Annotated in this window: 17 protein-coding genes, 2 pseudogenes and 2 CRISPR repeat arrays; of the genes and pseudogenes, 8 read left to right on the top strand and 11 right to left on the bottom strand. The window is 69.5% G+C overall.

Annotation, left to right across the window (positions count from 1 at the left end; genetic code table 11):
* The first annotated feature begins 33 nt into the window (after window positions 1-33).
* The 3 genes and pseudogenes from AB0H53_RS20430 to AB0H53_RS20420 all read left to right on the top strand — a co-directional run bounded on the left by AB0H53_RS20430 (window position 34) and on the right by AB0H53_RS20420 (window position 2,222).
* Window positions 34-941: pseudogene (locus tag AB0H53_RS20430) on the top strand (YcaO-like family protein).
* Window positions 938-1,378 carry a hypothetical protein gene (locus AB0H53_RS20425; RefSeq protein ID WP_362114995.1) on the top strand — a complete coding sequence of 147 codons (441 nt, stop codon included), beginning with the start codon at window positions 938-940 and terminating at the stop codon, window positions 1,376-1,378. The pseudogene AB0H53_RS20430 and the gene AB0H53_RS20425 overlap by 4 nt, the downstream one beginning before the upstream one ends.
* Window positions 1,365-2,222 (top strand): hypothetical protein, encoded by an 858-nt coding sequence (locus tag AB0H53_RS20420; protein ID WP_362114992.1) that lies wholly within the window; start codon window positions 1,365-1,367, stop codon window positions 2,220-2,222. The genes AB0H53_RS20425 and AB0H53_RS20420 overlap by 14 nt, the downstream gene beginning before the upstream one ends.
* A gap of 239 nt (window positions 2,223-2,461) precedes the next feature.
* Here the strand turns inward: AB0H53_RS20420 and AB0H53_RS20415 are convergent, their stop codons facing one another.
* The 3 genes and pseudogenes from AB0H53_RS20415 to AB0H53_RS20405 form a co-directional block, all read right to left on the bottom strand.
* Window positions 2,462-2,776: a hypothetical protein gene (locus tag AB0H53_RS20415; RefSeq protein WP_362114989.1), complete on the bottom strand. Its 315-nt coding sequence runs from the start codon at window positions 2,774-2,776 to the stop codon at window positions 2,462-2,464.
* Window positions 2,777-2,780: 4 nt separating this feature from the next.
* Window positions 2,781-2,912 (bottom strand): hypothetical protein, encoded by a 132-nt coding sequence (locus AB0H53_RS20410; RefSeq protein WP_362114986.1) that lies wholly within the window; start codon window positions 2,910-2,912, stop codon window positions 2,781-2,783.
* Between the two features lie 315 nt (window positions 2,913-3,227).
* Window positions 3,228-3,912 (bottom strand): annotated as a pseudogene (locus tag AB0H53_RS20405) (dienelactone hydrolase family protein).
* A gap of 353 nt (window positions 3,913-4,265) precedes the next feature.
* Between AB0H53_RS20405 and AB0H53_RS20400 the strand changes: the two are divergent.
* From AB0H53_RS20400 to AB0H53_RS20390, 3 genes are all read left to right on the top strand, one after another.
* A complete protein-coding gene (locus AB0H53_RS20400) occupies window positions 4,266-4,691 on the top strand; it encodes a hypothetical protein (RefSeq protein ID WP_362114983.1) in 426 nt (141 codons plus the stop codon).
* Between the two features lie 194 nt (window positions 4,692-4,885).
* Entirely contained in the window at window positions 4,886-5,092 is a 207-nt protein-coding gene (locus AB0H53_RS20395; RefSeq protein WP_362114980.1) for a hypothetical protein, read from the top strand.
* Between the two features lie 187 nt (window positions 5,093-5,279).
* On the top strand, window positions 5,280-6,419 hold the full coding sequence (locus AB0H53_RS20390; protein ID WP_362114977.1) for a DUF418 domain-containing protein: 1,140 nt from the start codon (window positions 5,280-5,282) through the stop codon (window positions 6,417-6,419).
* Between the two features lie 265 nt (window positions 6,420-6,684).
* A CRISPR array of direct repeats spans window positions 6,685-6,958; the repeat unit is 28 nt; unit sequence GGACTACCCCCGCGGGTGCGGGGACGAC.
* Window positions 6,959-6,977: 19 nt separating this feature from the next.
* On the opposite strand, the gene cas2e is transcribed toward AB0H53_RS20390, so the two are convergent.
* The 8 genes from cas2e to cas3 form a co-directional block, all read right to left on the bottom strand.
* Window positions 6,978-7,325, bottom strand: coding sequence for a type I-E CRISPR-associated endoribonuclease Cas2e (gene cas2e, locus AB0H53_RS20385; protein WP_362114975.1), 348 nt, complete (start codon window positions 7,323-7,325; stop codon window positions 6,978-6,980).
* Window positions 7,322-8,308, bottom strand: a complete 987-nt coding sequence (gene cas1e, locus AB0H53_RS20380; protein WP_362114972.1) for a type I-E CRISPR-associated endonuclease Cas1e — start codon at window positions 8,306-8,308, stop codon at window positions 7,322-7,324. The genes cas2e and cas1e overlap by 4 nt, the downstream gene beginning before the upstream one ends.
* Window positions 8,301-9,101, bottom strand: a complete 801-nt coding sequence (cas6e, locus tag AB0H53_RS20375; RefSeq protein WP_362115172.1) for a type I-E CRISPR-associated protein Cas6/Cse3/CasE — start codon at window positions 9,099-9,101, stop codon at window positions 8,301-8,303. Before cas6e ends, cas1e begins: the two co-directional genes overlap by 8 nt.
* Before the next feature lie 5 nt (window positions 9,102-9,106).
* Window positions 9,107-9,898, bottom strand: coding sequence for a type I-E CRISPR-associated protein Cas5/CasD (cas5e, locus tag AB0H53_RS20370; RefSeq protein WP_362114969.1), 792 nt, complete (start codon window positions 9,896-9,898; stop codon window positions 9,107-9,109).
* The gene (gene cas7e / locus AB0H53_RS20365; RefSeq protein WP_362114966.1) at window positions 9,898-11,058 is read right to left on the bottom strand and encodes a type I-E CRISPR-associated protein Cas7/Cse4/CasC; all 1,161 of its coding nucleotides are present in this window, start codon (window positions 11,056-11,058) and stop codon (window positions 9,898-9,900) included. Before cas7e ends, cas5e begins: the two co-directional genes overlap by 1 nt.
* Window positions 11,059-11,162: 104 nt before the next feature.
* The gene (gene casB / locus AB0H53_RS20360; protein ID WP_362114963.1) at window positions 11,163-12,305 is read right to left on the bottom strand and encodes a type I-E CRISPR-associated protein Cse2/CasB; all 1,143 of its coding nucleotides are present in this window, start codon (window positions 12,303-12,305) and stop codon (window positions 11,163-11,165) included.
* Window positions 12,302-13,984, bottom strand: a complete 1,683-nt coding sequence (gene casA, locus AB0H53_RS20355; protein ID WP_362114960.1) for a type I-E CRISPR-associated protein Cse1/CasA — start codon at window positions 13,982-13,984, stop codon at window positions 12,302-12,304. Before casA ends, casB begins: the two co-directional genes overlap by 4 nt.
* Window positions 13,985-14,296: 312 nt before the next feature.
* On the bottom strand, window positions 14,297-17,212 hold the full coding sequence (gene cas3, locus AB0H53_RS20350; protein WP_362115169.1) for a CRISPR-associated helicase Cas3': 2,916 nt from the start codon (window positions 17,210-17,212) through the stop codon (window positions 14,297-14,299).
* A gap of 145 nt (window positions 17,213-17,357) precedes the next feature.
* A CRISPR array of direct repeats spans window positions 17,358-17,751; the repeat unit is 28 nt; unit sequence GTCGTCCCCGCGCCTGCGGGGGTAGTCC.
* A gap of 833 nt (window positions 17,752-18,584) precedes the next feature.
* Between cas3 and AB0H53_RS20345 the strand changes: the two genes are divergently transcribed.
* Window positions 18,585-19,835, top strand: coding sequence for a ParA family protein (locus AB0H53_RS20345; RefSeq protein ID WP_362114957.1), 1,251 nt, complete (start codon window positions 18,585-18,587; stop codon window positions 19,833-19,835).
* The gene (locus AB0H53_RS20340) at window positions 19,832-21,088 is read left to right on the top strand and encodes a ParB/RepB/Spo0J family partition protein (protein WP_362114954.1); all 1,257 of its coding nucleotides are present in this window, start codon (window positions 19,832-19,834) and stop codon (window positions 21,086-21,088) included. Before AB0H53_RS20345 ends, AB0H53_RS20340 begins: the two co-directional genes overlap by 4 nt.
* Window positions 21,089-22,105 lie beyond the last annotated feature (1,017 nt).

Genomic DNA, 22,105 nt, shown 5'->3' with positions numbered 1-22,105 from the left:
GCCACCGCGCTGTTGGCGAAGCTGTCGGCGGTGATGGAGGCGATCGAGCTGTGGCACGTCGAGCAGCCGCTGTCCGTCGCCGCAGTGGGTCCGGCCGATGAGGTCGCCCCCGACTGCCCCATGACCGCGCTGCCGACCACTGCCCCTTACCCCGAGGACTCCCTCGCCAGGGTGGTGTGCGAGTGGACGCACGGCGCCGGCCTGGTGAGCGGGGCGAAGGCGCTGCTGCCGGTTGACCTGGTCCGCCGCTGCGGCCAGCGCCCTCCGTGGACCCCGGACGTGTGGCGGGCGACCAGTACCGGCCTCGCCTGCGGCAACACCCGCGACGAGGCGGCGGTGCACGCCCTGTTCGAGGTGGTCGAGCGCGATGTGCTTTACCGGGACACGCAGGCGGGCGGACGGCGGCGCACGCTGATCGACCCCCGCACGGTCGATGACCCGCTCGGCCGGGAAGTGATCGCCCGGCTGGCGGCTGCGGGCATGCGCTGGAGATCGCCCTGGTGGACGGCCCGTACGGGCTGCCGGTGTGCGTCGCCTATCTGTGGTCGGAGGACTACCCGGTCGTCTTCGCGGGCGGCGGCTGCCACAGCGACCCGGGGATCGCGCTGACGCGGGCGGTCACCGAGGCCGCGCAGTCCCGGCTCGCCACCATCGCCGGAACCCGCGACGACATCCTCGCCGACCCCGGCAGCTTCGACACCTCGCTCTTCCGCCCCGCCCAGACCGCAGGACTCGCGCCGTGGCCGGAGGCGACGGCGCGCTTCACCCCGGCCGCTGGCGGCTTCGCCTACCAGGCCCAGGACATCGCCCGCCGCCTCCAACACGTCACCACCCACGAGCCAGTGGCGCTGGACCTGTCCGCCCCCGGCTGTCCCGTCCACGCCGTGCAGGTCGTCTGCCCCGGCACCCGTTCCCGGATCAGAAGGTCAATGCCCCGATGAACCCCACAACCACCAGCCCGCCCCCGGCGCCGTCCGCATCCGCGCAGGAACGCTCGGCTCAGTACGACGCCTTCCACGCCGCCCGTGCCCGCAGCAATCTGGTCGCCAGCCTGTACGCCCAGGCGATGGGCGAGGACTACCCGGCCGAGGTCGCCGCCTCCAGCTCCTGCGACTGGCCCCTGCTGGGGCTGATGTCCGCGCCGCGGCACCTTCACCATCGTCCACCTCACCGGCACGAAGGACGGCCACGCCGAGCCGGTCAACGTCTACGACCACCTCTCGCCCGGCTCCTTCATCCTCGGACCGCCCCAGCTCCAAGCGACCTCGACCACCTCACCGCGAGCGGCCGGTACGACCGGATCGACGGCACCGGCCGCGTTCTGTCCGCCCGCGGCGAGCAGCCCGTGAAGGTGGTGGCCAGCCGTGTGGTTCTTTGACGCGCTCGCCTCCGGCTTCGCCCGCCCCACCGACCCGGGCCGGCTCCAACTGTTCCGGATCGTCTTCGGCACCGTGCTCACCATCCGGTTCGCGCTCGCCCTCGGCCAGGGCAGCTGGGGCCGCCTCGCCCGCGGCTCCCTCAGCCTCTTCCTCGCCGAGCAGCGCTTCGGCCCCCGCCGGGCCCGGCTCCTCGCAGCCGTGTACCGGCCCGCGCTGCTCATCCGCACGACCGCCGCACTCGCCCTGGCGCTCGGCGTCGCCCCCCGCCTCACCCTGCTGGTGGTCCTGGCCGGCGCCGCCACGGAACTGCTCTACCTCAAGAGCCCCAGCGCCGTGCGCTACATCCTGCTGACCGGCGCCTGCCTCCTCGTCGCCAGCGACCTCGGCCACGGGCTGAGCATCGAGCACGCCCCGAGCGCCGCGAACACGTGGTCCCTGTGCCTCCTCGTGCTGCTCACCACGGATATCTACTGGAACAGCGCCTGGCAGAAGATCCGCAGCGACCAGTTCCGCAGCGGCCTCTACCTCGCCCAGTGGGTCCACACCTACACCCAGGTCAAAGAGCACCTCCCGCACCGCCGCGGCCAGTACGCCGTCCCCGCCATCGTCCGCCGCCACCTGGGCAACCTCACCGACCGCGACATCCGGCTGTGGCGCCTGATCGCCGCCACCGTTATAGCGGCGGAGATCGCGCTGCCGGTCGCGCTTCTCATCCCGCAGACGATGCCGTACGCCGTCGCCGCCGGCATCGCGATGCACGCCGCGTTCAGCTGCCTCAAGCCCCGGCAGCTGATCACCTTCTCCGGTCTGACGACGGGGACCTACTTCGCCTTCGCCGCCTGATCCTGGCCGTCGGGCCTATCCGGGCGCCCATACCGTCAAGCTGCTGACCTGCGGGTCTCACATCACCGGTGGGGGGGTGTCACCTCGATGTCGGATATGGTCGAGGACCGCCGACGGACCGGCGCGGGCCGCTCCCGCTCCAGGCGGCGCAGTCGGTCGTGGACGCGCTCCAGGGGGGTGTGAGCGAGATGCGCGCCAAAGGGGCAACGGGATGCTCTTGAAGCACTGATCTGCTCGGCTCACGTGCGGCGGCGTGCAGCGGGGTCGCGTTCGGCGACGTGCCGGGCGACCGAGTCGACGCCGGGCCGGGCGTACCGCTCCAGGGATCGGAACGATGCGTGGCGGGAGCGGGCCAGCAACATCGGGGAAGAGGTGCCGTCCTCCGCGTCGTGCGTCAGGGCACTGTGACGATGCCGGTGAAGCGTCCAGCCGCCCAGGTCCTCGATGTCGTCGGGTAGGGGCGAGGGGTTGGCCAGCAGCCGGGTGTTCTCCTCGAAGATCTCCTCAGTGCGGCGAGCGATGGACAGCTGCCGGTTGACAGTGTCGGCGTCCATCTCGTCAGCCCCGCGCCGCCGCCAGCTCGGCCAGCATCTCCGGCAGCGCCGGGTCGTCGATCGCGGCGACGGGGAAGACGGGCGGCTTCGCGCCCCGGCGGGCGGGTCCGGTCGGCGCCGGTTCGCCGGCGAGCATCCACCCCCCAGGTCGTCAGCGAGATCCGGAAGATCCGCGCGGAGGATTTCGCGATGTCCGCGCCGGTGAGGTAGCGCTCGACCGCTGCGGTGTACGACGTGGGAGGGGCGGACATGGGCACGACGCGGACGCGCGGCAAGCGCAACGCGCCCCCGCCTCCGAGTTCGGTCACCCGTTCGATCGTCACGCCCGCTCCGCCCTTCCGGCACTGCCGCAGTACATCCGGCATTTACTGCGGCAGTTGCGAACGCATTTTCGCGATCGAGCATCCGCCCGGGTGCGGGTCTGCTGTGCGGACTTGAGGGGAGGGGGCTGTCAGTGCCCGGCGCCAGCATGCTTACCTGGGACATGCCCCAGACCCTCCGTCACGGGCAGGCACTCGGCCAGCAGGCCGACGACGTCGCGCCAGGCTCGCTGCGCGTGCCGTGGGTGGTGGCCGACGCCCGGGAGCACGGTCTGGTCGACCGGCGGGTGGTGGAAGGCGTGCAAGGCGCCGCCGTAGACCGCGAGGCGCCAGTCGACGCCCGCCGCCTGCATCTCAGCGGTGACGCGTTCCGTTGCGCGGGCGGCATGATCGGGTCCTCAAACCCGACCCCGGCCCACACCGGGCAGCGGATGCGCGCCGCCTCACCCGGTCGGCCGTGGTGGTTGCGTTAACTGTCCCGATCGCGCGCAGGCTGACACCGCCGCGCCCGAGTTCCAGCCCGACGGCGCCCCCGGTGCCGTAACCGACGGCGGCGATCCGGTCGGGATCGGTCCGCGGTTCGGTGCGCAACACGTCGAGCGCCGCATGGCCGATGCCCCGCATCCGGTCGGGATCAGCGAGCAACGGCAGGCAACGGGCCAGCATCTCCTCGGGGTCGCCCACATAGCGCCCGCCGTGAAGGTCGAAGGCCGGCGCCACATATCCCAGTTTGGCGAGAGCATCGGCCCGGCGGCGCTCGACGTCGCTGAGCCCCATGCCCTCTGGTCCGAGCAGGAGCCCGCACCGGTGTTTCAAGCCGTCTGTCGAACGTCAGGTGACCTGCCGTCGTTCTGTCCGCCGGAGGAAGTCGCTGCTGGCGGCCACTCTTCCGGGCAGATGGAGAAGTTCTCCCAGATGAGGGGCATGACCGAAAATTATCCTGTGACTTCAGTCACGGCGCTAAATCCTATGGTGAGATCGTTTCGGTGCGTTACGTTCTCGGGACACGCAACCGGTTGACCTGACCCGTCAACACGGAGCGTTCACAAGTCCATTCGCACGGGGGGCGGAGCCAGGCGCGGTTCGGGGCCGAAAGTGTCCAAGCCGACGGCTCCACAAACAGGCACCTGGTTCCGCACCCCTTTGTGCATCACACAAAGGAAGAATACGTGAACCGCAACACGGTACGCATCGGGGGCGTCGCAGTACTCTCGGCACTTGCTCTGGGTCTCGGCGGTACTGCTGCACAGGCGAGCACGACTGCCCCTGTCGCCCCTGCCATCTCCGTAACCGCGCTGGAGCAGCGGCAGGCCATCCAGTCACTGGCCACCGCCCTGCTGAACTCCCCCATCGAGTACAGCGCGACTGAACGGGCCGAGCTGCAGTCGCTCGCCAACGGCGAGGCGGCCACCGCCGGCAAGTTCGACGGACTCGTCAAGCTGCTCAAGAAGGTGCCGGGCTTCGCAAAGGCCGTCGGCGGGAAGTTCAGCGACTTCAAGAACTGGTACGACAACCTGGCCTGGTACTGGAAGGCTCCGTTGCAGGCCGCCAACGTCGGTGCCAACCTCTACGGCATCTGGCAGCTCTTCCAGTGACGATCAAGCTGAGCTCTGACTGAACAGAGGGGGCGTGCTGCAGCCACGGCTGCAGCACGCCCCTTTCGGCCTGATGCACAGCGAACCCGAAAGGACCCACATTGCACACCTCTTCAGCCGCCCCGCGTACCGCCAAGCACGAACAGAAGCCAGGATGGTTTCTGACTGCGGCACTATTCGGTGTGCTGTCCGCTGTGCTCCGACTCACCGATATCTGGTCCTGGTGGGTCATCCTCTGGGCACCGTTGTTCATCCTCGCCATCGGCTCCGCGGTGCGCGAATGGCTCCTTACGGTCCGCAGCCAGTGGCATGCGAGCCTCATGGAGTGGGTGCTTCTGGTCGTCGCCCATCTTGCCTTTGCTGCCTCACTGGCGTTGGTCTTGGGCCTCCTGCCCCGATGACCGACCGCTCAGCCGAGACCCGCGCGAGGAATCTCAAACCACGCTGGCCGCCGCTGAACGGCAAGCCGCACGAGGGGCCCCACACCACGACCACTTGGGAGAAGCAGTGCCCGTAACGGCTGCGCACACACGAGGGGATCGCCCTCCGCGGATACCGGAGGTCGACGCCCTGCGCGGCTTCGCACTGATGGGCATCCTAATGGTCAACGCCCTGATGATGGCCAGCCCGTACGGCCTGGGATCCACTGACGCCCCGGACGCCTCCGCACTCGACCGGACCATCGAGGGCATCATCCAGACTCTCATGGTCGGCAAGTTCTACCTGATGTTCTCGTTCCTCTTCGGCTACAGCTTCACCCTCCAACTGGCCTCCGCCGAACGCGACGGCGCCAGCGCCGTTCCCCGGCAGCTGCGCCGTTCCCTCGGCCTGTTCGTCCTGGGTGCCCTGCACGCCGTACTGCTGTACATCGGCGACATCCTCATGACCTACGCGGTGCTGGGTCTGGTCCTCATAGCCGTACGCAACTGCTCAGCACGGGTGGCCCTGCGCGCCGCCCGGATCCTGTACGGCTGCCTGAGCGCCCTCCTGCTCCTCGTAGGGTTGGCATCCCTGCTCATGTCGGATGGCGAGGCGGCCGAACCGGACACCGAAAGCGCAACGAGCCTCGCAGGGCTGGTCGCCGACTACCGGGGTGACGCCGCGTCCGTCGTCCAGGCCAACATCAACCAGCTGCCCGACATGCTCCTCGCCACAACCCTCCTGAGCGGCTTCGTCTTCGCCGCCTTCCTGACCGGCCTGCACTGCGGAAAGCGGCGCCTGCTCGCCGACACGGGAAGCCACAGAACACGGATCCGCCGCATCTGCGTGATCGGCGCGGCCATCGGCCTACCCGGCAGCCTCTTCATGGCCCTGGCCGTCAGCGGCCCGCTCAATCCCCGATGGGCGTTCCCCGGCGAGATGGTGGGAACAGTGACGGCCCCCGCCCTCACCGCCGCATACGTCTGCGGAGCGCTCCTCCTCATGGAGACCGTCCCCGGCGCGCGCATCGCAGCGCTCTTCGCCCCCGCCGGCCGCATGGCCCTGACGAACTACCTGAGCCAGTCCCTGGTCATGGCGCTCGTCTTCACCGGCTACGGCCTCGCCCTGTACGACCGACTCAGCCCAGCCGTCGTCATACTCGGTGCGCTCGTGCTGTACGCCCTGCAACTGGCTCTCAGCACGCACCTAATGAGCCGACACCGGTACGGCCCAGTGGAATGGCTCCTCCGGGCGGTCACCCTTGCACGGTTCCCGCACCACCACGACCGGCCGCCGACCACACGGTGACACAAGCCCCCTCACCCCCCGCGTAGGCTATTCGGGGCGCGGCTGCTAAAGCTCGAACTCCAGGTGCGGGACGTCCGTGAAGCGGACCTGCTCCAGGCTGCCGTCCGGCCGCGCCGCGCTGCCCCACGGCCGCCCCACGCTGTCGCCGTCCTACGGCGCTGCGCGGCAGGTGAAGACTGGTGAAGGAGCGGAGCGGGCGGGGCAGGTTGGAGCAAGCCGTGGGGCAGCTGACAGGTTGGCCGGCAGGTGCCCGGCAGCGAGGCGAGGACTACCCCCGCGGGTGCGGGGACGACACCCTCATGCCGGGCGCCCCCCAGGGCCATGCCGGACTACCCCCGCGGGTGCGGGGACGACCCCACCGGGGACGTCGTGCACGGCGAGCAGGTGGGACTACCCCCGCGGGTGCGGGGACGACGGCGAGACGTCCGATCCGTCATGGGCGGTCGCGGGACTACCCCCGCGGGTGCGGGGACGACTCCCTGAACGATCCGTCCGCGCGCCTAGCGTGGGGACTACCCCCGCGGGTGCGGGGACGACCCTTGCTGACCTGGGCTTTTGTTACGTGATCATGCCGTTTTTCTTTACTTGGTTCGCGGTCGTCCATGGTTGCCCAGCGCTCCCTCTGGGTCTGGACATGAGGGTGAGGCCGTCGAAGTCGGTGGGGGTCCAGCGGTCTTGACCGGCTGTGCGGACGGTCCAGCCCTGTTCGGTTCGGGCGGGTTCGATCATGACTGCCTGTCCGTCGTGGATGCGTTCGGCCAGGACTTTCCACAGCCCGTCGCGGATGCGTGTGTTGGGGCTGCCGACGAAGACACCCGGGGCGACTTCGATGAACCAGCGGGTCAAGTGGCCTCGGAGGCCGGGAGGGGCGGCGATGAGGACTACGACCGTCGTCGCGGCGCTCATGAGGGGGCGCTCCCGTCCGGGTCGGGGATGACGTTCAGGTGGCTGTCGGGGTCGAAGGGGTCCGATCCCCAGTTGCGGCCGCCGCTGACGACACCTTCTTCCTCGTCCCATAGTCCTGCCAGGTCCTCCTCCAGCAGAGCGGTGCCTTCCGGGACCAGCAGGTTCTTGACGTCCGTGACGACGCGGGGCAGCAGCTTGTTCTGGACTACGGCGTCGCGGAGTGCTGTGCGGGCGTCGCGCTCCGAGGTCAGTCCTTTGGCTGCGAGGTCGAAGGCCAGGGGGATGGTGAACTCCGCCTTGTAGAGGTCGGCGATGTCCAGGACGAAGGACAGTGCGGATCCTGTGTGGACGAAGCCGAGGGCGGGGCTGGCGCCGATGCCGGTGATGACGGCGTGGCAGATGCCGTACAGGGCGGAGTTCGCCGCGGACAGCAGCCGGTTGACGTCGTCGCCTGCTGCGAAGGCGTCTCCGGGTTTGTAGTCCCGCTTGGTCCAGGGCACTTTGGTGCGTTCTGAGTGCTGGGCGTAGAGCTGGCGGATGCGTGTGCCCTCCCGTACTCGTAGTTGCTGGAGGGTGAGGCCGGAGGTTTTCTCGCCGGGGAAGCGCATGTCGTACATGCGGCGGGCGACTGCGACGCGTTCCTTGGGGCGGGTGACCAGCCATGCCTGGCGCAGTTGGAGCTGGGAGCCGCGTGCGACGCCGTGGCCGGAGGCGTAGAGGCGGACGCCGTGCTCGCCGACCCAGCACAGGGAGGTGCCGGAGTCGGCGAGCAGGGTGACGGCTGCGTGGGTGATGCGGCTTCCGGGGCCGATGAGGAGGACGGCGAGCCAGGCCGCCGGTACGTGGACGACGCGTGCTTTGTTGACCAGGACGACGGCGTTGTCGTCGCGGTCGATGTGGCAGCGTTCGACGTACAGGCTGGAGACGCGGTCCTCCAGCCGGTGTACTTCCTGCGGGCCCGCCCGCCACCACGGCTCAGGCATGTGTCGTCATCGCCTTCGCCTTTACTGGGGCCAGGGTGAGCAGTCCCTGCCCGTATCCCTTGGCTGGCCCGATGCCTGTCAGCAGTGCCGCGCGTAGCGCGTCGGGGTCGGTGACTCTCAGCCGCCCTTCGAAGGTGGCCGTGGAGAGGGTGACCTGCGGCCCGCCCTGTTGTTTGGCGAAGCGCAGGATGTCGCGGCTGACGATCGACACGGCGGGACCCGTGGTGAGCGGGCCGTCGGCTTCGATTCCTGGGGCCGCCGGCGCGTCGAGGCAGGCTTCAGGGATGGTGAAGCCGTGGCGTTCGGCCCGGGCGAGGAGCCAGTTGAGTTGCTGGGCTGCGGTTCGGTGGGCCACGCGGAAGCCGCGGGGGCGGCGGTCGGCGGCGTCGGGCTGTTCTGCGTGGGCCTTGAGGCGGGCGTCTTGCTGCTCGCTGGGCTTGGTGGGGCGTGACACGGTCTGGACGGGGTTGGCGGTTAGACGGAAGCCGAACTCCGTGCCGATGGCGATGCGCTCGAGGAGGGGGGTGTAGTCGGCGATGAGCGGTGCGCCGCCGTCGGCGCCGGGCCAGCCGGCTTCGTCGACGAGGTGCTGCCAGGAGGGGCGGCTTTCGGTCAGGGTGAGGATCTCGGCACGGTGAGGGGTGTTGTTCTCCATCCGCCACAGGACCCGTTCGGTGACGGGCTGTACGGCGAGTCCGGCGAGGACCGCCGCGTGCAGGCGGTGGGGGCTGGACAGCAGGGAGACGGCCGTGCGGCGCCGCGGGTTCAGGGCGATTTTCGACAGGTAGGGCATTCGGGTCACCAGCCCAGGAGAGCGAACGGGTCATGGCCGGGGTCGGCGGGAGGGGCTTTCCCGTCGACGGGTTCTGCTGCTTGCCGACCGGTGGGAACGGTGACCCACAGGTGCCGGACGTCCCGGCGTCCGAAGAGGGTGCCGGTCTTGAGGTCATAGGTGTTGGGGACGTCGACGGCGACTTGGTCGCCGGCCGGGTTTTCGACCGTGGCCTCCAGGCGCACTTCCGTCGTCCGGACCTGGCTGCGGCGGTGGGCGGACGCCTGCCAGGGCACGGCCGCCAGCGCGTCGGGGAGTTCGGCGTCGGCCTGCAGGCCGAGGCTGACCGGTCCGGTGGGCGGACAGGAGCGGCGGCCGAGGGAGAGGGGGTAGAAGGGGTGGCGTACGGCGTGTTCCAGGCGCTCCAGGAGGGGTGCGGGTCCGCGCAGCGCGGCGACGAAGACGGCGTCTTGGAGGTAGAAGCGCTGCGTGACGCTGGTGTACTTGGCGGGGCTGGTCTTCGTCTGTACGCCCTTGGCGTTCACTTTGGCGGAAGGCAGCGGCAGGCCGCGGCGGTCGCTGGCTGTGTGGTAGTCGCGCAGGAGCGTGCCGGGCTGATCGACGCGCACGCCGAGCCGGAGGTTGAGCAGGTCGGTGATCGAGGCTTCGCGGGTGCGGCCTTCGGCGGCGGCGAGGAGGCCGAGGACGCCGGACTTGGTGGGCTGGGGTCGGGTCTCGCGCCGGTTGTAGCGGGAGGGGCCGCCCCAGGACTGCAGGGGGGCGGCCAGTTTGAGGACGAGGACGGCGTCGTCGGTCATCACGCGTCGGCCTTCGTGATCTCGCCGTTCGCCAGCCATTGCCCGACCAGTTCGCCGAGCGAGTCGAGCAGTGTCGGGAAGGCGACGGACGGGCCGAGCACCTCGGTGAGCTTGTCGGCCTCGACGTTGTAGGCGGCCAGGGTCCTGACCGGTTCGGCACCCCAGGTGGCGGTGACGGAGTGCAGCTCGCCCGCCAGGCGTACGGCGGACTCGGTCGCCAGGCCGGTGACGCCGAGGACGGGCTCCTCGTAGGCGGAGACGAGGTTCACCGGCTGGTCGGTGCGCAGGGTGAGGAGCACCAGGTGGGGCAGGGTGCGGTGGGCGAAGGAGTTCTGGTGGCCGGTGGGCATGGAGCGGGTGAAGGCGTCGACGAACCGGACGGCCGCCTCGCGTGTGTCCTTGGGAGAGCTGAGGTTGTCGCGCAGCTGGTGGACGCCGAGGACCGCGTAGCGGTAGAGGGTGGAGGAGTTGAACTCGACGGTGCCGATCATGCCGGCGCCGTGGTCTTCGGTGTTCTCGTCGTCCACGGCGGTGTAGTAGTCGAACTCGGTGCGCACGGCGTGGGTGGACAGGGCGTGGGCGACCTGGACGGCGGCGTCCACGTTGAGGGCGGGCAGGTCGGCGACCATGCGGCCGAACAGGGCGACCTCCGCCGGGTGGCCGGTGGTGAGGGTGGTGACCACGGGGAGCTTGCCGACTTCGGCCTTGAGGTCCGCGTCGGGCAGGGCGGCCAGTTCCGCGGTACGACCGTCGAGGAGCTTGACGATCGCGTCGAGCTGGCGCTTGCCGAAGAAGAGCAGGTAGGCGGACTGCTCCTCCTTCTTGGACGACTTGGTGATCCCCAGGGGCTCCAGCAGGGCGGCGGCCAGGCGGTCGGCCTGGGTGGTGTCCAGCCCCGTGCCTCCCTCTGCGGCCGGACGGGCGAGCCGCTCGGCGAGCAGGGCGGCGATGCGCTTGGTCCTGGTCGCGCGGTCGGCCGGCTCGACGGCCTTGGCGAATTCGGTGCGGGTGGCCCGCTTCCATGCCTGGGAGGAGACGCGGGCTCGGCGGGCGCCGCCGTAGAGCGCCTGCTTCGGGGTGCCGGAGTCGTCCCGGTTGGCGTTGGAGGGGGGCAGGCTCTGCAGGATGTGGACCTCGACGAACAGGGTGGGCTGTGGCATCAACGGGCTCCTTGGAGACATGGGGCATCGCCGCAGGGCGATGCGGAGCTGAAGCGGGGGAGGGAGACGTGGTGCCGGCCGGTTTTGCCTGTCCGGCCCCGTCGTCAGGAGTTCTTGGACTTGGGCTCGACGTGGAAGTCGCGGTCCCAGCGGTTGCGAAGACGGCTTTGGGCGTTCGGCCGCTTGGGGTCGTCCCAGGTGCGCAGCGCGGTGCGCACCTGGTCGTAGTCGAGGCCGATCCCGGCGCGGGCGAGGGGGGTGATGAAACCCCGCAGGTGCATCGCCAGCTCGCCGGCGTCGATCGAGGTGAGAAGGGTTCCGAACCGGCGTTCCAGTGCCTCTCCCCCGTTGCCGTCCTTCACCAGGAGCAGGCGCGCGGCGGTGCCGGGGCTGTTGCCGGGGATGTGCATCGGCCGGCGGTGGCCTTGCTGGTGGCGCCCGAAGAGGGTGAGCGCCGTGTGCTCGGCGATCAGATCCCTGGTGAGGGCTCCGGTGTCGCGGAGGTTCGTGGGCATGTGGGTCCGGTAGTGCGGCCACATCGCGGGGACGGTGCCGGCCTCACGGCCTGTGCCGGATCTCAGGGCCGCGAGCTGTGCGCCGTTGTCCGCCTGGTTTGGTGTGTAAGGGACCCAGTACGGGGCTGCCTCGGTGCCGTCGGCCGCTGCGGCCGGTTCGGTGTACTGCAGTCCCCAGGCGCGCAGGACCCGGTCTCGGCCCGGCCCTTCCCAGCGGGTGAGGTCGTGCAGCAGTCGGGTGTAGTCGAGGCCGATGCCCGCCTGCGCCAGCAGCAGAACGAGCCGGTACAGGTGCTGGACGAGCTCGTGGAGGTCCTGGGCGCCGGCGGCGGCCATCAGCCGCCGCTCCACAGCGCTGTCCGAGAACGTGTCGGCGCGGCGCAGTTCCCGGCAGGCCCTGCCCAGGCCGGTGCCCGGGAGGTGGGCGGGTTCGGCGGCTGCCTGCTGGTGCCGTCCGAAGAGGGTGAGCGCTGCGTGCTCGGCGATGTAGGAGGCGGGGAGGCGGTCCGATTCCCGGGCGGTGTCCGTCAGCCGCACCCGGTGGGCGTCCCGCATGGCCGGGACGGTGCCCGGCTCTCCGCTGATGCCGTCGCGCAGGCCGCGCAGCTTGCGCGTGATGTGCTCCGAGAAGCGGGGGCGGTCCTCCTGGGCGTGGGCGTGCCAGTCGCTGACGGCCTCTTCCCAGAAGTAGGTGCGCCGGTCGTTGCCGACTTTGCCGGTTGCGGTGCTCATGCCGCCGCCTCCCCGCCACCGGAGCTGTCCTCGGGGGACCGGGTCAGGATTTCGGCGAGCTTTTTGTGGAAGAGGCCGACGGCTTTGCCACTGCGGTACACGATCTCCTTGCCGTTGCTCTTCTCGGCACGCCCCACCACGGCGTGTGGCGGCGTGGCGGCAAGGAGTGTCTCGGCCTCCCGGACGGCCACCGCCCGCACGGACAGCTCCCAGGCGAGCTGGGCCCGCTCCAGCAGGTGGCCGTCCTCACCGACCGTGCGCAGCCCAGCCAGCAGGCGGCGCATCGTGCCGTCGAGGCCGTGCAGGAGCCGGGAGGAGGGGTGCTGGCCCTTGTCCCACGGCAGTGGTTCACCGCCGGAAGCTCGCCGCAGATCACTGTGAAGGTTGTCCAGAGCGCGACCGGCCTGGTCGGCCTGGCTGACGCATTCCAGGATCGCGGCGCGCAGCCAGTCGTCCTCGGCGAGCAGGGACGCCACCGGGAGCGGCAGGGTGTCTCCGATGGCGTTCTCGACGACGGCGGACTGATTGCCGTATTCCAGGCCGCAGATCTCTACGCCGAGTGGGTAGTCGGCGGGCAGGACCTCCTCTGCGTGCAGATCGGCGAGCTGCCGGAGGAGGACGGAGGTGTACGGGCCGTCTCCCTCGACGGGTACCGCCAAGGCGAGCAGGGTGGCCAGGCCCTGCCAGGCCGAGCGGCCGGACGCGTGGCGGCGGGGGCGCCGCTGTGGCTGACCGGCCTTCGGCTTCGCGAAGTGCGACCAGGCGGTGTGCGGCTCGTACTCCGGAGTCTGCGCGAGTCGGTCGCCGGCGGAGACGACCACGCGACGCACGTACAGGCCCCGCTCCGTCTGACACGGGACCAGCCGGATACGGCGGGCCTGGAAGGTCAGCAGGTCCAGCCGTTCTCCGGCGGGGCGCGATGACCACTCGGGGCCGGCCGGTGACTTCCAGCCAGGCGAGGCCGGGCGCTCGTCCCACGCCCACTGGGGCCGGTCTGCCGGCTCCAGTCCGTCGGGCAGGATCGGCGTGTTCAGCATCAGCGTCTCGTACAGGGTCTGGCCCGTCGGTACGACCACGCCGAGCTGCCCGAGCGGGCCCGTCGGGTTTCCGGTCGTCTTGCCGTTCTTGGCCTGCGGATCGTCGACGGCCCCGGTTTTGATGGCGGCTGTGTCCCAACACTGCGTGTGCAATAGCCACAACAGCGCCTGGCCGGGCGATAGCAGCAGCTCGTCGCCCTCGGTGAGCGAGCTGAACAGCGGCACGTTGTTGCCGGACGCGATCGACGGAACGAGCTGCGCGGCCGGCTTCGTCTCCCCGTTGAGCGCTTCCAGACCAGCGACCTGTGCGAACGGGCGCTTGTCATCGAACAGCCGGAAACGGTCGCCGTAGCGGGGGCCGAGGTAGTCCGTCAGGTGCGTCATCTCGGCATCCGAGAACCGGCCACGCTCGAACCGCTCCGCCCACTCTCCCCGTGTGCGCGGCACGCCGAGGGCGTCCCACATCACCGGCAACAAGAGCTGACGCAGCAGCGCGGGCAGCATCGTCGGCACCGGCAACTCCAGCCGCCGTACTGCGTGCGCACCGGTCAACACGCCTAACAGGCCGGTCGTGCGCACCGAGCCGTCGGTATCGACTGCGGTGAGCAAGCCGTCGTGGACGATGTCTCCGTCCGCGCCCATGGCGCCCCCTCCATGACTCATAACGCGCCTCTCGGGCGCACAGGCGGACACGGCAACTCGCCTTAGGGTAAGGGTTTTTGGCGCTTCAGCCGCTCACCGAGAGCCTCGCATGCGGCAACTCGTTCTTACAATCGAAACAGCACGATTGAATGGATTTGATCTGATAGATCCCATAGGTGAGTAGTGATCCTGTACCCTGTCCGCCGGCGCATGGAGTCGCCCTCCTCCGAAGCCGAAGTCTTCGCATCCAGCACTTCCCGTCGTCTCCGCAGCGGGGGACGACGGGTCTCCGCAGCCGGCTTCACGCGCTGCTCAGCCCCGTTCGACGACCAGCCCCAAGGTGTCGTCGTACGAGACCCGGTCCGCACCCAGCACGGCCGCCCCGTCCTCCTCCAGGACCAGCGCCCGCGCATACCGGAGCCAGGGATGACCAGCCCACCCCGGCAACGGAGCGAGCCCGGCCTGCTTCGCTTCCGCTGCCTCCGTGAGCCGGGCCGGCAACCTCACCGTGCCCCCCAAAAGCCGATCGACCACGGTCTCGTCGTCCACCTCGCCGTGCACACCGATCCACGTCCCGTCGACCGCCCGGTACCCGCCGGCCGAACGCCGGACGATCACCGCTTCCACCGACCGCTCACCGTCACGCACCACGGCGTCGAGATCTTCCTCGGACGCGGCTCGGCTGCCCGCGTAGTGGAGCCCCTCCAGCGTCGGCGCTCCCCATTCGCGGGGACGCGTCAGCAAGAACCCCTCCGCATTCTTCCCCCGCTTCTCCTCCTGGACATGCCACCCCTCCCGGGCCACGCCCTCATCCCATTCCGGCGGGCACACCTCCGCCTCCCCGTAGGCTCTGGCGACCAGGTCCGGTACGTCGGCCGGGATGCTCCACCCGCCGCTCTGCCGCGCTCCTGCGCCCAGCGGCCCCGCAGCTTCGGCGACCAGGGCGGCCGCCCTCAGCAGCGCCCACTCCCCGTAGATCTTCTTCGAGGCGGGCAGGAAGCACGGACGCCTTCCCGCTCCGGGCGCCACGCCGGTCACCAGGACACGCGGCTCGGCGACTGCGGCCGGCCTACGAGTCCCGCTGTGCCGGTGGAGCCGCCCGATACGCTGCAGCAGCAGATCGACGGGGGCGAGGTCCGTGATCAGCAGGTCCGCGTCCACGTCGAACGACTGCTCAGCCAGCTGTGTCGCGATCACCACCATCCGCTCGGGCCGGCCCTCGCCGGCCTCCGGTCCCAGCAGCCGCAGGCACTCCTCGGTCCGCTCCGCCCGGTGAGTCGAGCAAAGACGCCCGTGCAGTAACCGCACCCGCCCATCGAACCCGCCCTCCACCAGGGCACGATAAATGGCTTGGGCCCGGTCGACCTGATTGACCACCACCAGCGCCACACCACCCTTGACCACCTCTTCCCGCACTGCCGAGGCGACCAACGCCCCGTCCGTGGAGATATCAGGAAGCCAGTCGATCCGCGTCGGCACCGACGCGCGCCAGGACGGCACTACACGCTGGGAACTCTCCGCCACCGCCGCCCCGTCCAAGGCGTAGGCCACGGTGACACACGGATAGCCGGCCGGCTCCGGCACCGGGCACGACACGTCCGCCGCACTCAACGAACCCGACAGATACGCGTCAACGCAAGCCTGTCGCTGCGCCGGCGGAAGCGTCGCCGACAGCAGGACCACCGGAACCCTGGCCTGTCCGAGCCAGCGCAGCGCCTCCAGGAGGAACTGCCGCATGTAGACGTCCGCGGCATGTACCTCATCCACCACCACGACCTTGCCGACCAGCCCCGCGAAACGCAGCATCACGTGCCGCGTACGGGTCGCCGCGTGCAGGAGATGGTCCACGGTGCCGACGGCGAACGCCGTCAAGAGGCCCCGCTTGTTGCCCAGGAACCACCGGGCCGGGCTGTCCCGCTCCCCCTGCACCCCGGGGCTGCCGGCTGACGACCAGGACGGCATGCCGTATTCGGCGTCCTCCTCGGTCGCCCCGTAGACATCGAACGGATCCGAGGACACCCACCCGTCCTCTACGACACATAGCCCGTCGGAGGTCACCCGTTCACCTTCCCAGATCCTCCGCCACGTCGGGTTGGAGCGACGCTTGCCGTGCAACAGCGCGACCTGCGCTTCCAAATCCGAGTCGAACGACCGCACCCACTCCAGCACCTGCTCGTACATCGGGTCACTGGTCGCCTGCGTCGGCATGGCCACGAAAACGCCGTCCAGCCCGAACCGGGCCGCCAGCACCTCGGCCGCCGCCAGCGCGGCCTTCGTCTTGCCCTCCCCCATAGGAGCCTCGGCCACCATCAACCCCGGCACGGGCATCGACCACGCCCGCTCCACCAGCTCACGCTGCGAGGCCCTTGGAGACACCCCCAACCGCCCCGTCAACGGAGCAAACAGACTTTCCGGCACGGCAAGCTCACGCCACCCACCCCGTAGACCGAGCCGCTCCCACGCCGCCTCAGCACGCCGACGAGCCCCGGCAAGAGACACCTCCCGCGCATCCGCGAGCCCTGCGAACTGCTCGCTGTCACTGGCAATCCAGTCCGCCATGACGATCAGCCCGGACAACGCCAGCTGCTCCGCCCTGTTCAAGGCCCCCACCGGGCGCACATTAGTCAGATCTTCAAACCCGACGGCCCGAGTGAACACATCCACGACCGCCCGCTGCGCCTCCTCCCACCCAGCTCCGCGCCCCTGGACCTCCCGGTGCTTGGGCTTCAACCCCTGAACGGACGGAAACACCCCATGATGGCCGGCCACCAACGGCCACACCCACGCCGCGCTCTGCGCACTGCCCCACTCCGCGACCAATCTCGGACGCAGCAACGCGGCACCCGCCACGTCATGCCGCCACCGCTGCCGCCGATCCGCCGGCAACCGCCCCCACGTCAACCCCGCCGCCCTGACCGGAGCTGCTTCCTCCTCATCCACAGCCTGAAAGGCCGGGCACGCCTTCCCGCAGTCGTGAATCCCGCAGATCCACATGAACCACAACCGCCCGCGCCCGCCACTGACGTCCTCCAGACGACGCCGCAACGCAGCCGACATGTATCGATCCCACATCACCTCCGCCACTGCGGCGGTGTCCAGCAAGTGCCCGAGCAGCAGGTGCGTTCGCCCCCCGTTACGCGCCGCCGACTTCCCCCATAACCGCGACACCCCGGCGATGGCCTCTGTCGACAGCCCCATCGCCCGCATCAGGTCGACAATCGACCGCATCTGCTCCACTGGCGCAGCCTCCTCCGTACAGTGGACCCGCACCATAGACCCACCCACTGACAACACCCCTGAACCGCATGCCTCAGCCCCGACTCTGCTCAATGAAAACCACCCCAACTGCTAGCATCCGCGCAGGTCAAGAAGTGTCGTCCCCGCGCCTGCGGGGGTAGTCCGCTGACCCGGGAGCTCGCGCAGCGTCCCGGCATGTCGTCCCCGCGCCTGCGGGGGTAGTCCGGATCCGCGCGACGAGCGGTTCGAGCGGCGCGAGTCGTCCCCGCGCCTGCGGGGGTAGTCCGCCGGATGAGCCTGAGTCAGCCCCGGAGCTTGAGTCGTCCCCGCGCCTGCGGGGGTAGTCCGACGTCGACTGCATCATCACCAGCCACACCACCGTCGTCCCCGCGCCTGCGGGGGTAGTCCTCTTTTCGGAACACAAGCGGAGGATCTTGGGGCGTCGTCCCCGCGCCTGCGGGGGTAGTCCTTGGAGTGCCGCACGTGCCGCCGAGTGCTGACCGTCGTCCCCGCGCCTGCGGGGGTAGTCCTCGGGTTCTTGTGCATCAGGTTCGCCTCGATGCAAAAATCCGGCACGGCAACCTCAGTCGTCCTCCTTGCCCAGAGCCACCCTGGCGTCGGTCTGCGTCGGTCAGCAGAGTCTGCGCCCGGAGGACGGCACGGTACGGGCATTGCCAAGCCAAGGGGACCCGGCAAACACGGCTGCCACGATCAGCTCGAATAGTCCGAACCTGCTGGCCCAGTCCCATGGGGCAGCGAAGCCGTCGAGCTCCTCGTGGCCGGTGCACCAGAGAAGCACCTGCATAGGGCCTCTGGCCGCCGGACCACAGGAGGGAGTACCTCAGCGCTCACTGGTGCTGGCGGTAACCAGTGCTCGCACCCCCTGCGTGATGTGGTGAGCATGCAGCAGTGTTTCGACCACACCCATTGCTGCGACCCGTCCCGATTCGCACAGACCACGGTCCAGCCGCGTGCGGTCTGACTCCGGGGTCAACAGCCAGAGCATCAGCGTCAGGCACTGAAGTGCAGCAGTGATCGCCCCGTCGATCCAGGGACCACGACACGGAAGGCAGCCACCACTTCCCTGCTGATGCTGTGCCAGGCTCTGTGGGCTATCACGGCGTGATCAGAGTTTGGGCGGTGAGCCGCTGGTCTCTCGGTTCATGGCGATTGGTCCTGTCCGTGCGGCGAACGGGATCGCGATCCCAGCGAGCGATGCGCGCTATCACGGCGTGATAGCGCCCCTCAACGGGTGCAGCGACTGACTTGCTGCCTATCACGGCGTGATACCGCCGCCGCCATCTGCTAGATAACTAACGTGCCTTGCATCCAAGGATGCCGTATCCGTTAGTAGAGTGACCTCATGACGTCACCTGACACCAGGGGCGACCGTGAGAAGGTCGTCTCCAAGCTGCCTTCTTGGCTGCGCCAAGAACTCAAGATTCGCGCCGTTCAGCTCGGCATCGACATGCAGGAAGCCGTAGACGCTGGCATTACCGCATGGCGCGGGCTCGGATCCAACCTCAGCCCGATCGACACCTCCGGGGCAGAGTCCTTCGCCACGTTCCTGCCCGCCGACCAGTGGGCCGGGTTCCGAGCCGACTGCAAGAACCGCGGCGTGTCCCTCATCCAGGGCCTGGCCCAGTCCATCCAGGTATGGCTCGACAACCACCCTGCGCCCGCCGTGAAGCGACCGGCGATTGTTCGGCGCATCGTCGTCTGCAACCAGAAGGGCGGTGTCGGCAAAACCGCCATCACTGCCGGCGCGGGAGAGGCTCTCGCTGAGGACCCCACGAACCTCGTGCCCGTCCGCGTTTCCAAGCACTTCGCAGCCCTCCTCGAAGAGGAAGGCGAGCCGAAGAGCGACCCGCTCGCTCTGGAAGATCTCCCCGGCCTCGGCCAGCGCGTTTTGCTCGTCGACTTCGACCCGCAGGGTCACCTCACCAAGCAACTCGGGCACGAACCCCTGCCCATGGACGGTGACTCCCTCACCAACCACATGGCTGGCGACGCCAAGGGTGAGCTCCGGGACCTCATCGTCACCATCGATGAGGACCGCTTCGGAGGACGCCTCAACCTCCTGCCCGCCTGCGCCGACGCCTTTCTCCTCGACGTACGCCTCGCCTCTGTCCGCGCCCGTGAAGCCGCACTCGAGCGAGCGCTCGCTGCGGTCGAGGGCGACTACGACGTCATCCTCATCGACTGCCCGCCCAGCCTCGGGCTCAGCATGGACGCAGCCAGCTACTACGGACGCCGCCGGCCCGAGGAAGTCCCCGGCAACTCCGGTGTCCTCATCGTCGTCCAGGCCGAAGACAGCAGCGCCGACGCCTACGGACTCCTCACCTCGCAGATCGAGGACATGCGCAACGACCTCGCTCTCGACATCGACTACCTCGGCCTGGTGGTCAACCACTACGACGCCCGCCGCGGCTTCATCGCCACCTCGTCCCTGCAGTCCTGGATGGACATAAAGGATCCCCGAGTCGTCGGCGTCATCGGCGATCTCAAGGAACAGAAGGAAGCCGTCCGGGCAAAGCGACCGCTCTTGGCCTACGCCCCTCGCTGCGAACAGTCCGTCGCTCTGCGCGCCCTGGCCCGGGAGATCAGCAAGTGAGCAAGGCCAAGAACCTCGGTGCCGGGTCATCGTTCGCTCAGGCGCGCCCCATCAGTGCTCGCCGTGCCGCTATCGGCGCTGCCACAGGGGCCCCTACCTCCGGGGTGCCCGACCCGACCGAACTCCCCCTCGGTCTGATCAGTCAGAACCCCGACAACCCTCGCGAGGAACTCCGGGACCTTGAGGGCCTGGCAGACAGCGTCCGGGAGATCGGCGTCATCAACGCCATTACCGTGGCCACCATCGACGCCTACCTCGCAGAGCGGCCCGACCGAGCAGACGACCTCGACGAGGGCGCCCGATACATCGTCATCGACGGCCACCGCCGTCTCGAAGCCTCACGCCTCGCCGGCGTGCCCACCATCCGCGTCAGCGTCGATAACGCTCTTGTCTCCACCGACGAATCGCTGCTGGAAGCCGCCTTCGTAGCCAATGTCCACCGTGACGATATGAACCCCTTGGAGCAAGCGCAGGCACTGCGCAAGCTGGTCGACTTCTACGGCTCGCAGAGCAAGGCCGCCAAGAGGCTGGGCATCGCCCAGTCGACCATCTCCTCCAAGCTCTCCATCCTCGACCTCAGCCCGGAACTACAGGCAGATCTCCTCGCCGGGCGCCGCAAGATCGAGCACGTACGCAACTTGTCCAAGCTGCCCCCCGAGGAGCAGCGCCAGCAGGCCGACGCACGTGCCGCTGCGAGCGATCGCCAGCGTCGCCAGCCGGGGGCTGACCTATCACGCCGTGATACCTCCGACCCGAGCAATACCGCCGTCTCCGCTACAGGGGGAGCCGCACCCAGTATTGACGGGCTATCACGCCGTGAAACCGCCGGCAACGAGTCTGCCAAGGCCCGGGAGGGCTCGGGCACCATCGGGCTCAGCACCGGTGACCTATCACGCCGTGATAGCCCCCTCTCCAAGCCGACTGCCTCACCAACCGCAGTAAACGGCGCCCCGGGCGAAGCAGTCGCTCCATCACGCCGTGATAAGCCCGGGATGAGGGACCAAGCCCAGGCACAGGGTGACAACTTGCCCGCGCCGCGATCCGAGGCCTCCGACGTCCTAGCCCAGTCACCGGGGTCGGCAGAGCCTGCCCCGGGGCAGAGCGGCGTCATGGATTTGCGTCGCGTCATCCGGATGCCCTGGCACGATGGCAACCAGGTCGCCGACCTCGTGCTGGAGAAGATGCATGAGGACCAGCGCAAAGTTCTGATCGAACGGCTGCTCGCTGAAGACAGTGACTCCCGTCTGGAATGACCGATCGCGGCTTACCTGAAGGTCGTGACCGGTGACGGAAGTGCATCCTTGCTGCTGGGGGTGGGCGTACCGCTCTGCGGTAGGCCTCCCCCACCGCTGCACGAAACGCGCCCTCACCCCCGCAGCTGCAGCGAGGTTGGCTACCGGGCCCGGTGCCCGCGCCGGGCGCGCTGCCCAGTGAGCTGCGGTTTCAGCCGCTCGGCGGCTACCGGGCGCTCGCCTTCACCCCGTGGCCGGCACCCGGCCGGCTGCTGCTGCAGTCCCGCCGCCGCAGCCTCATCGCCGAGTCGTTTCCGGATTTCGTGGCCGCGGCCGTGCACCTGCCCGACCACCTGGCCCTCGATGGCGAGCTGGTCGTGTGGGCCGATGGCCAGATGTCGTTCGAGGCGCTCCAGCGGCGAGCGGTCTCCTACGGCCGGACCGCCGCCGGTCTCGCCCAGGAGATGCCAGCGCACTTCATTGCCCGAAGCCGAACATGGCCAAGCTCGCCGACGACCCAGCCGAAGTCCGCGCCGCCGCCCAGGCCGCCGTTGACGCGCAGGCCGGCCTTGGCACCATCACCTCGTACTGGACCGACGTACCGCTGCCCGCCACCGGCACCTGGAAATGCCCGGCACGGGCGGCGCCGAGCCGACATCGCCCTGACCGTCCCGCAGGACCGGGTGCCGCCTGGTCCAGGACGTCGGACCACGCGCCGCCGTACGCCGCCGGGTCGACGCCAGTCAGCGGTGTCAGCCACAGGTCGGCGTGCGACTGGAGCCGTCCTTCGGGTGAGCGGTAGCCGCGGACCGTGCCGCACGGCATCGTGCCAGTGTCCGGGTAGTCCGCGACGCCAGGCCACCCGTCCAGGTCCACGGTGTGCACCGGGCACAAGAACGCGAGCCAGGCCGCGCCCGTCCCCGGAGTCCTGTGCCGGGCCTTCGCGGAGCACGGTGGCCTTGAACCGGCACTCCACCACCGTGCGGAGCCCTCCGAGCTCGCGGCGGCCGGAGAGCTCCCGGACGATCGACGGCACAG

Origin of the sequence: Streptomyces sp. NPDC050856 (assembly GCF_040653855.1) — a bacterium.
GTDB lineage: Bacteria > Actinomycetota > Actinomycetes > Streptomycetales > Streptomycetaceae > Streptomyces.
Note: the sequence above shows the minus strand (reverse complement) of the source record. Positions and strands in the feature narration are given on the sequence as shown.

Bases quoted from the DNA above. Each gene is read 5' to 3' on its own strand.
- AB0H53_RS20425 (WP_362114995.1), top strand. From the start codon at position 938: ATGAACCCCACAACCACCAGCCCGCCCCCGGCGCCGTCCGCATCCGCG.
- AB0H53_RS20415 (WP_362114989.1), bottom strand. From the start codon at position 2,776: ATGGACGCCGACACTGTCAACCGGCAGCTGTCCATCGCTCGCCGCACT.
- AB0H53_RS20410 (WP_362114986.1), bottom strand. From the start codon at position 2,912: ATGCTCGCCGGCGAACCGGCGCCGACCGGACCCGCCCGCCGGGGCGCG.
- AB0H53_RS20390 (WP_362114977.1), top strand. From the start codon at position 5,280: ATGGGCATCCTAATGGTCAACGCCCTGATGATGGCCAGCCCGTACGGC.
- cas2e (WP_362114975.1), bottom strand. From the start codon at position 7,325: ATGAGCGCCGCGACGACGGTCGTAGTCCTCATCGCCGCCCCTCCCGGC.
- cas1e (WP_362114972.1), bottom strand. From the start codon at position 8,308: ATGCCTGAGCCGTGGTGGCGGGCGGGCCCGCAGGAAGTACACCGGCTG.
- cas6e (WP_362115172.1), bottom strand. From the start codon at position 9,101: ATGCCCTACCTGTCGAAAATCGCCCTGAACCCGCGGCGCCGCACGGCC.
- cas5e (WP_362114969.1), bottom strand. From the start codon at position 9,898: ATGACCGACGACGCCGTCCTCGTCCTCAAACTGGCCGCCCCCCTGCAG.
- cas7e (WP_362114966.1), bottom strand. From the start codon at position 11,058: ATGCCACAGCCCACCCTGTTCGTCGAGGTCCACATCCTGCAGAGCCTG.
- casB (WP_362114963.1), bottom strand. From the start codon at position 12,305: ATGAGCACCGCAACCGGCAAAGTCGGCAACGACCGGCGCACCTACTTC.
- casA (WP_362114960.1), bottom strand. From the start codon at position 13,984: ATGGGCGCGGACGGAGACATCGTCCACGACGGCTTGCTCACCGCAGTC.
- cas3 (WP_362115169.1), bottom strand. From the start codon at position 17,212: ATGCGGTCGATTGTCGACCTGATGCGGGCGATGGGGCTGTCGACAGAG.
- AB0H53_RS20345 (WP_362114957.1), top strand. From the start codon at position 18,585: ATGACGTCACCTGACACCAGGGGCGACCGTGAGAAGGTCGTCTCCAAG.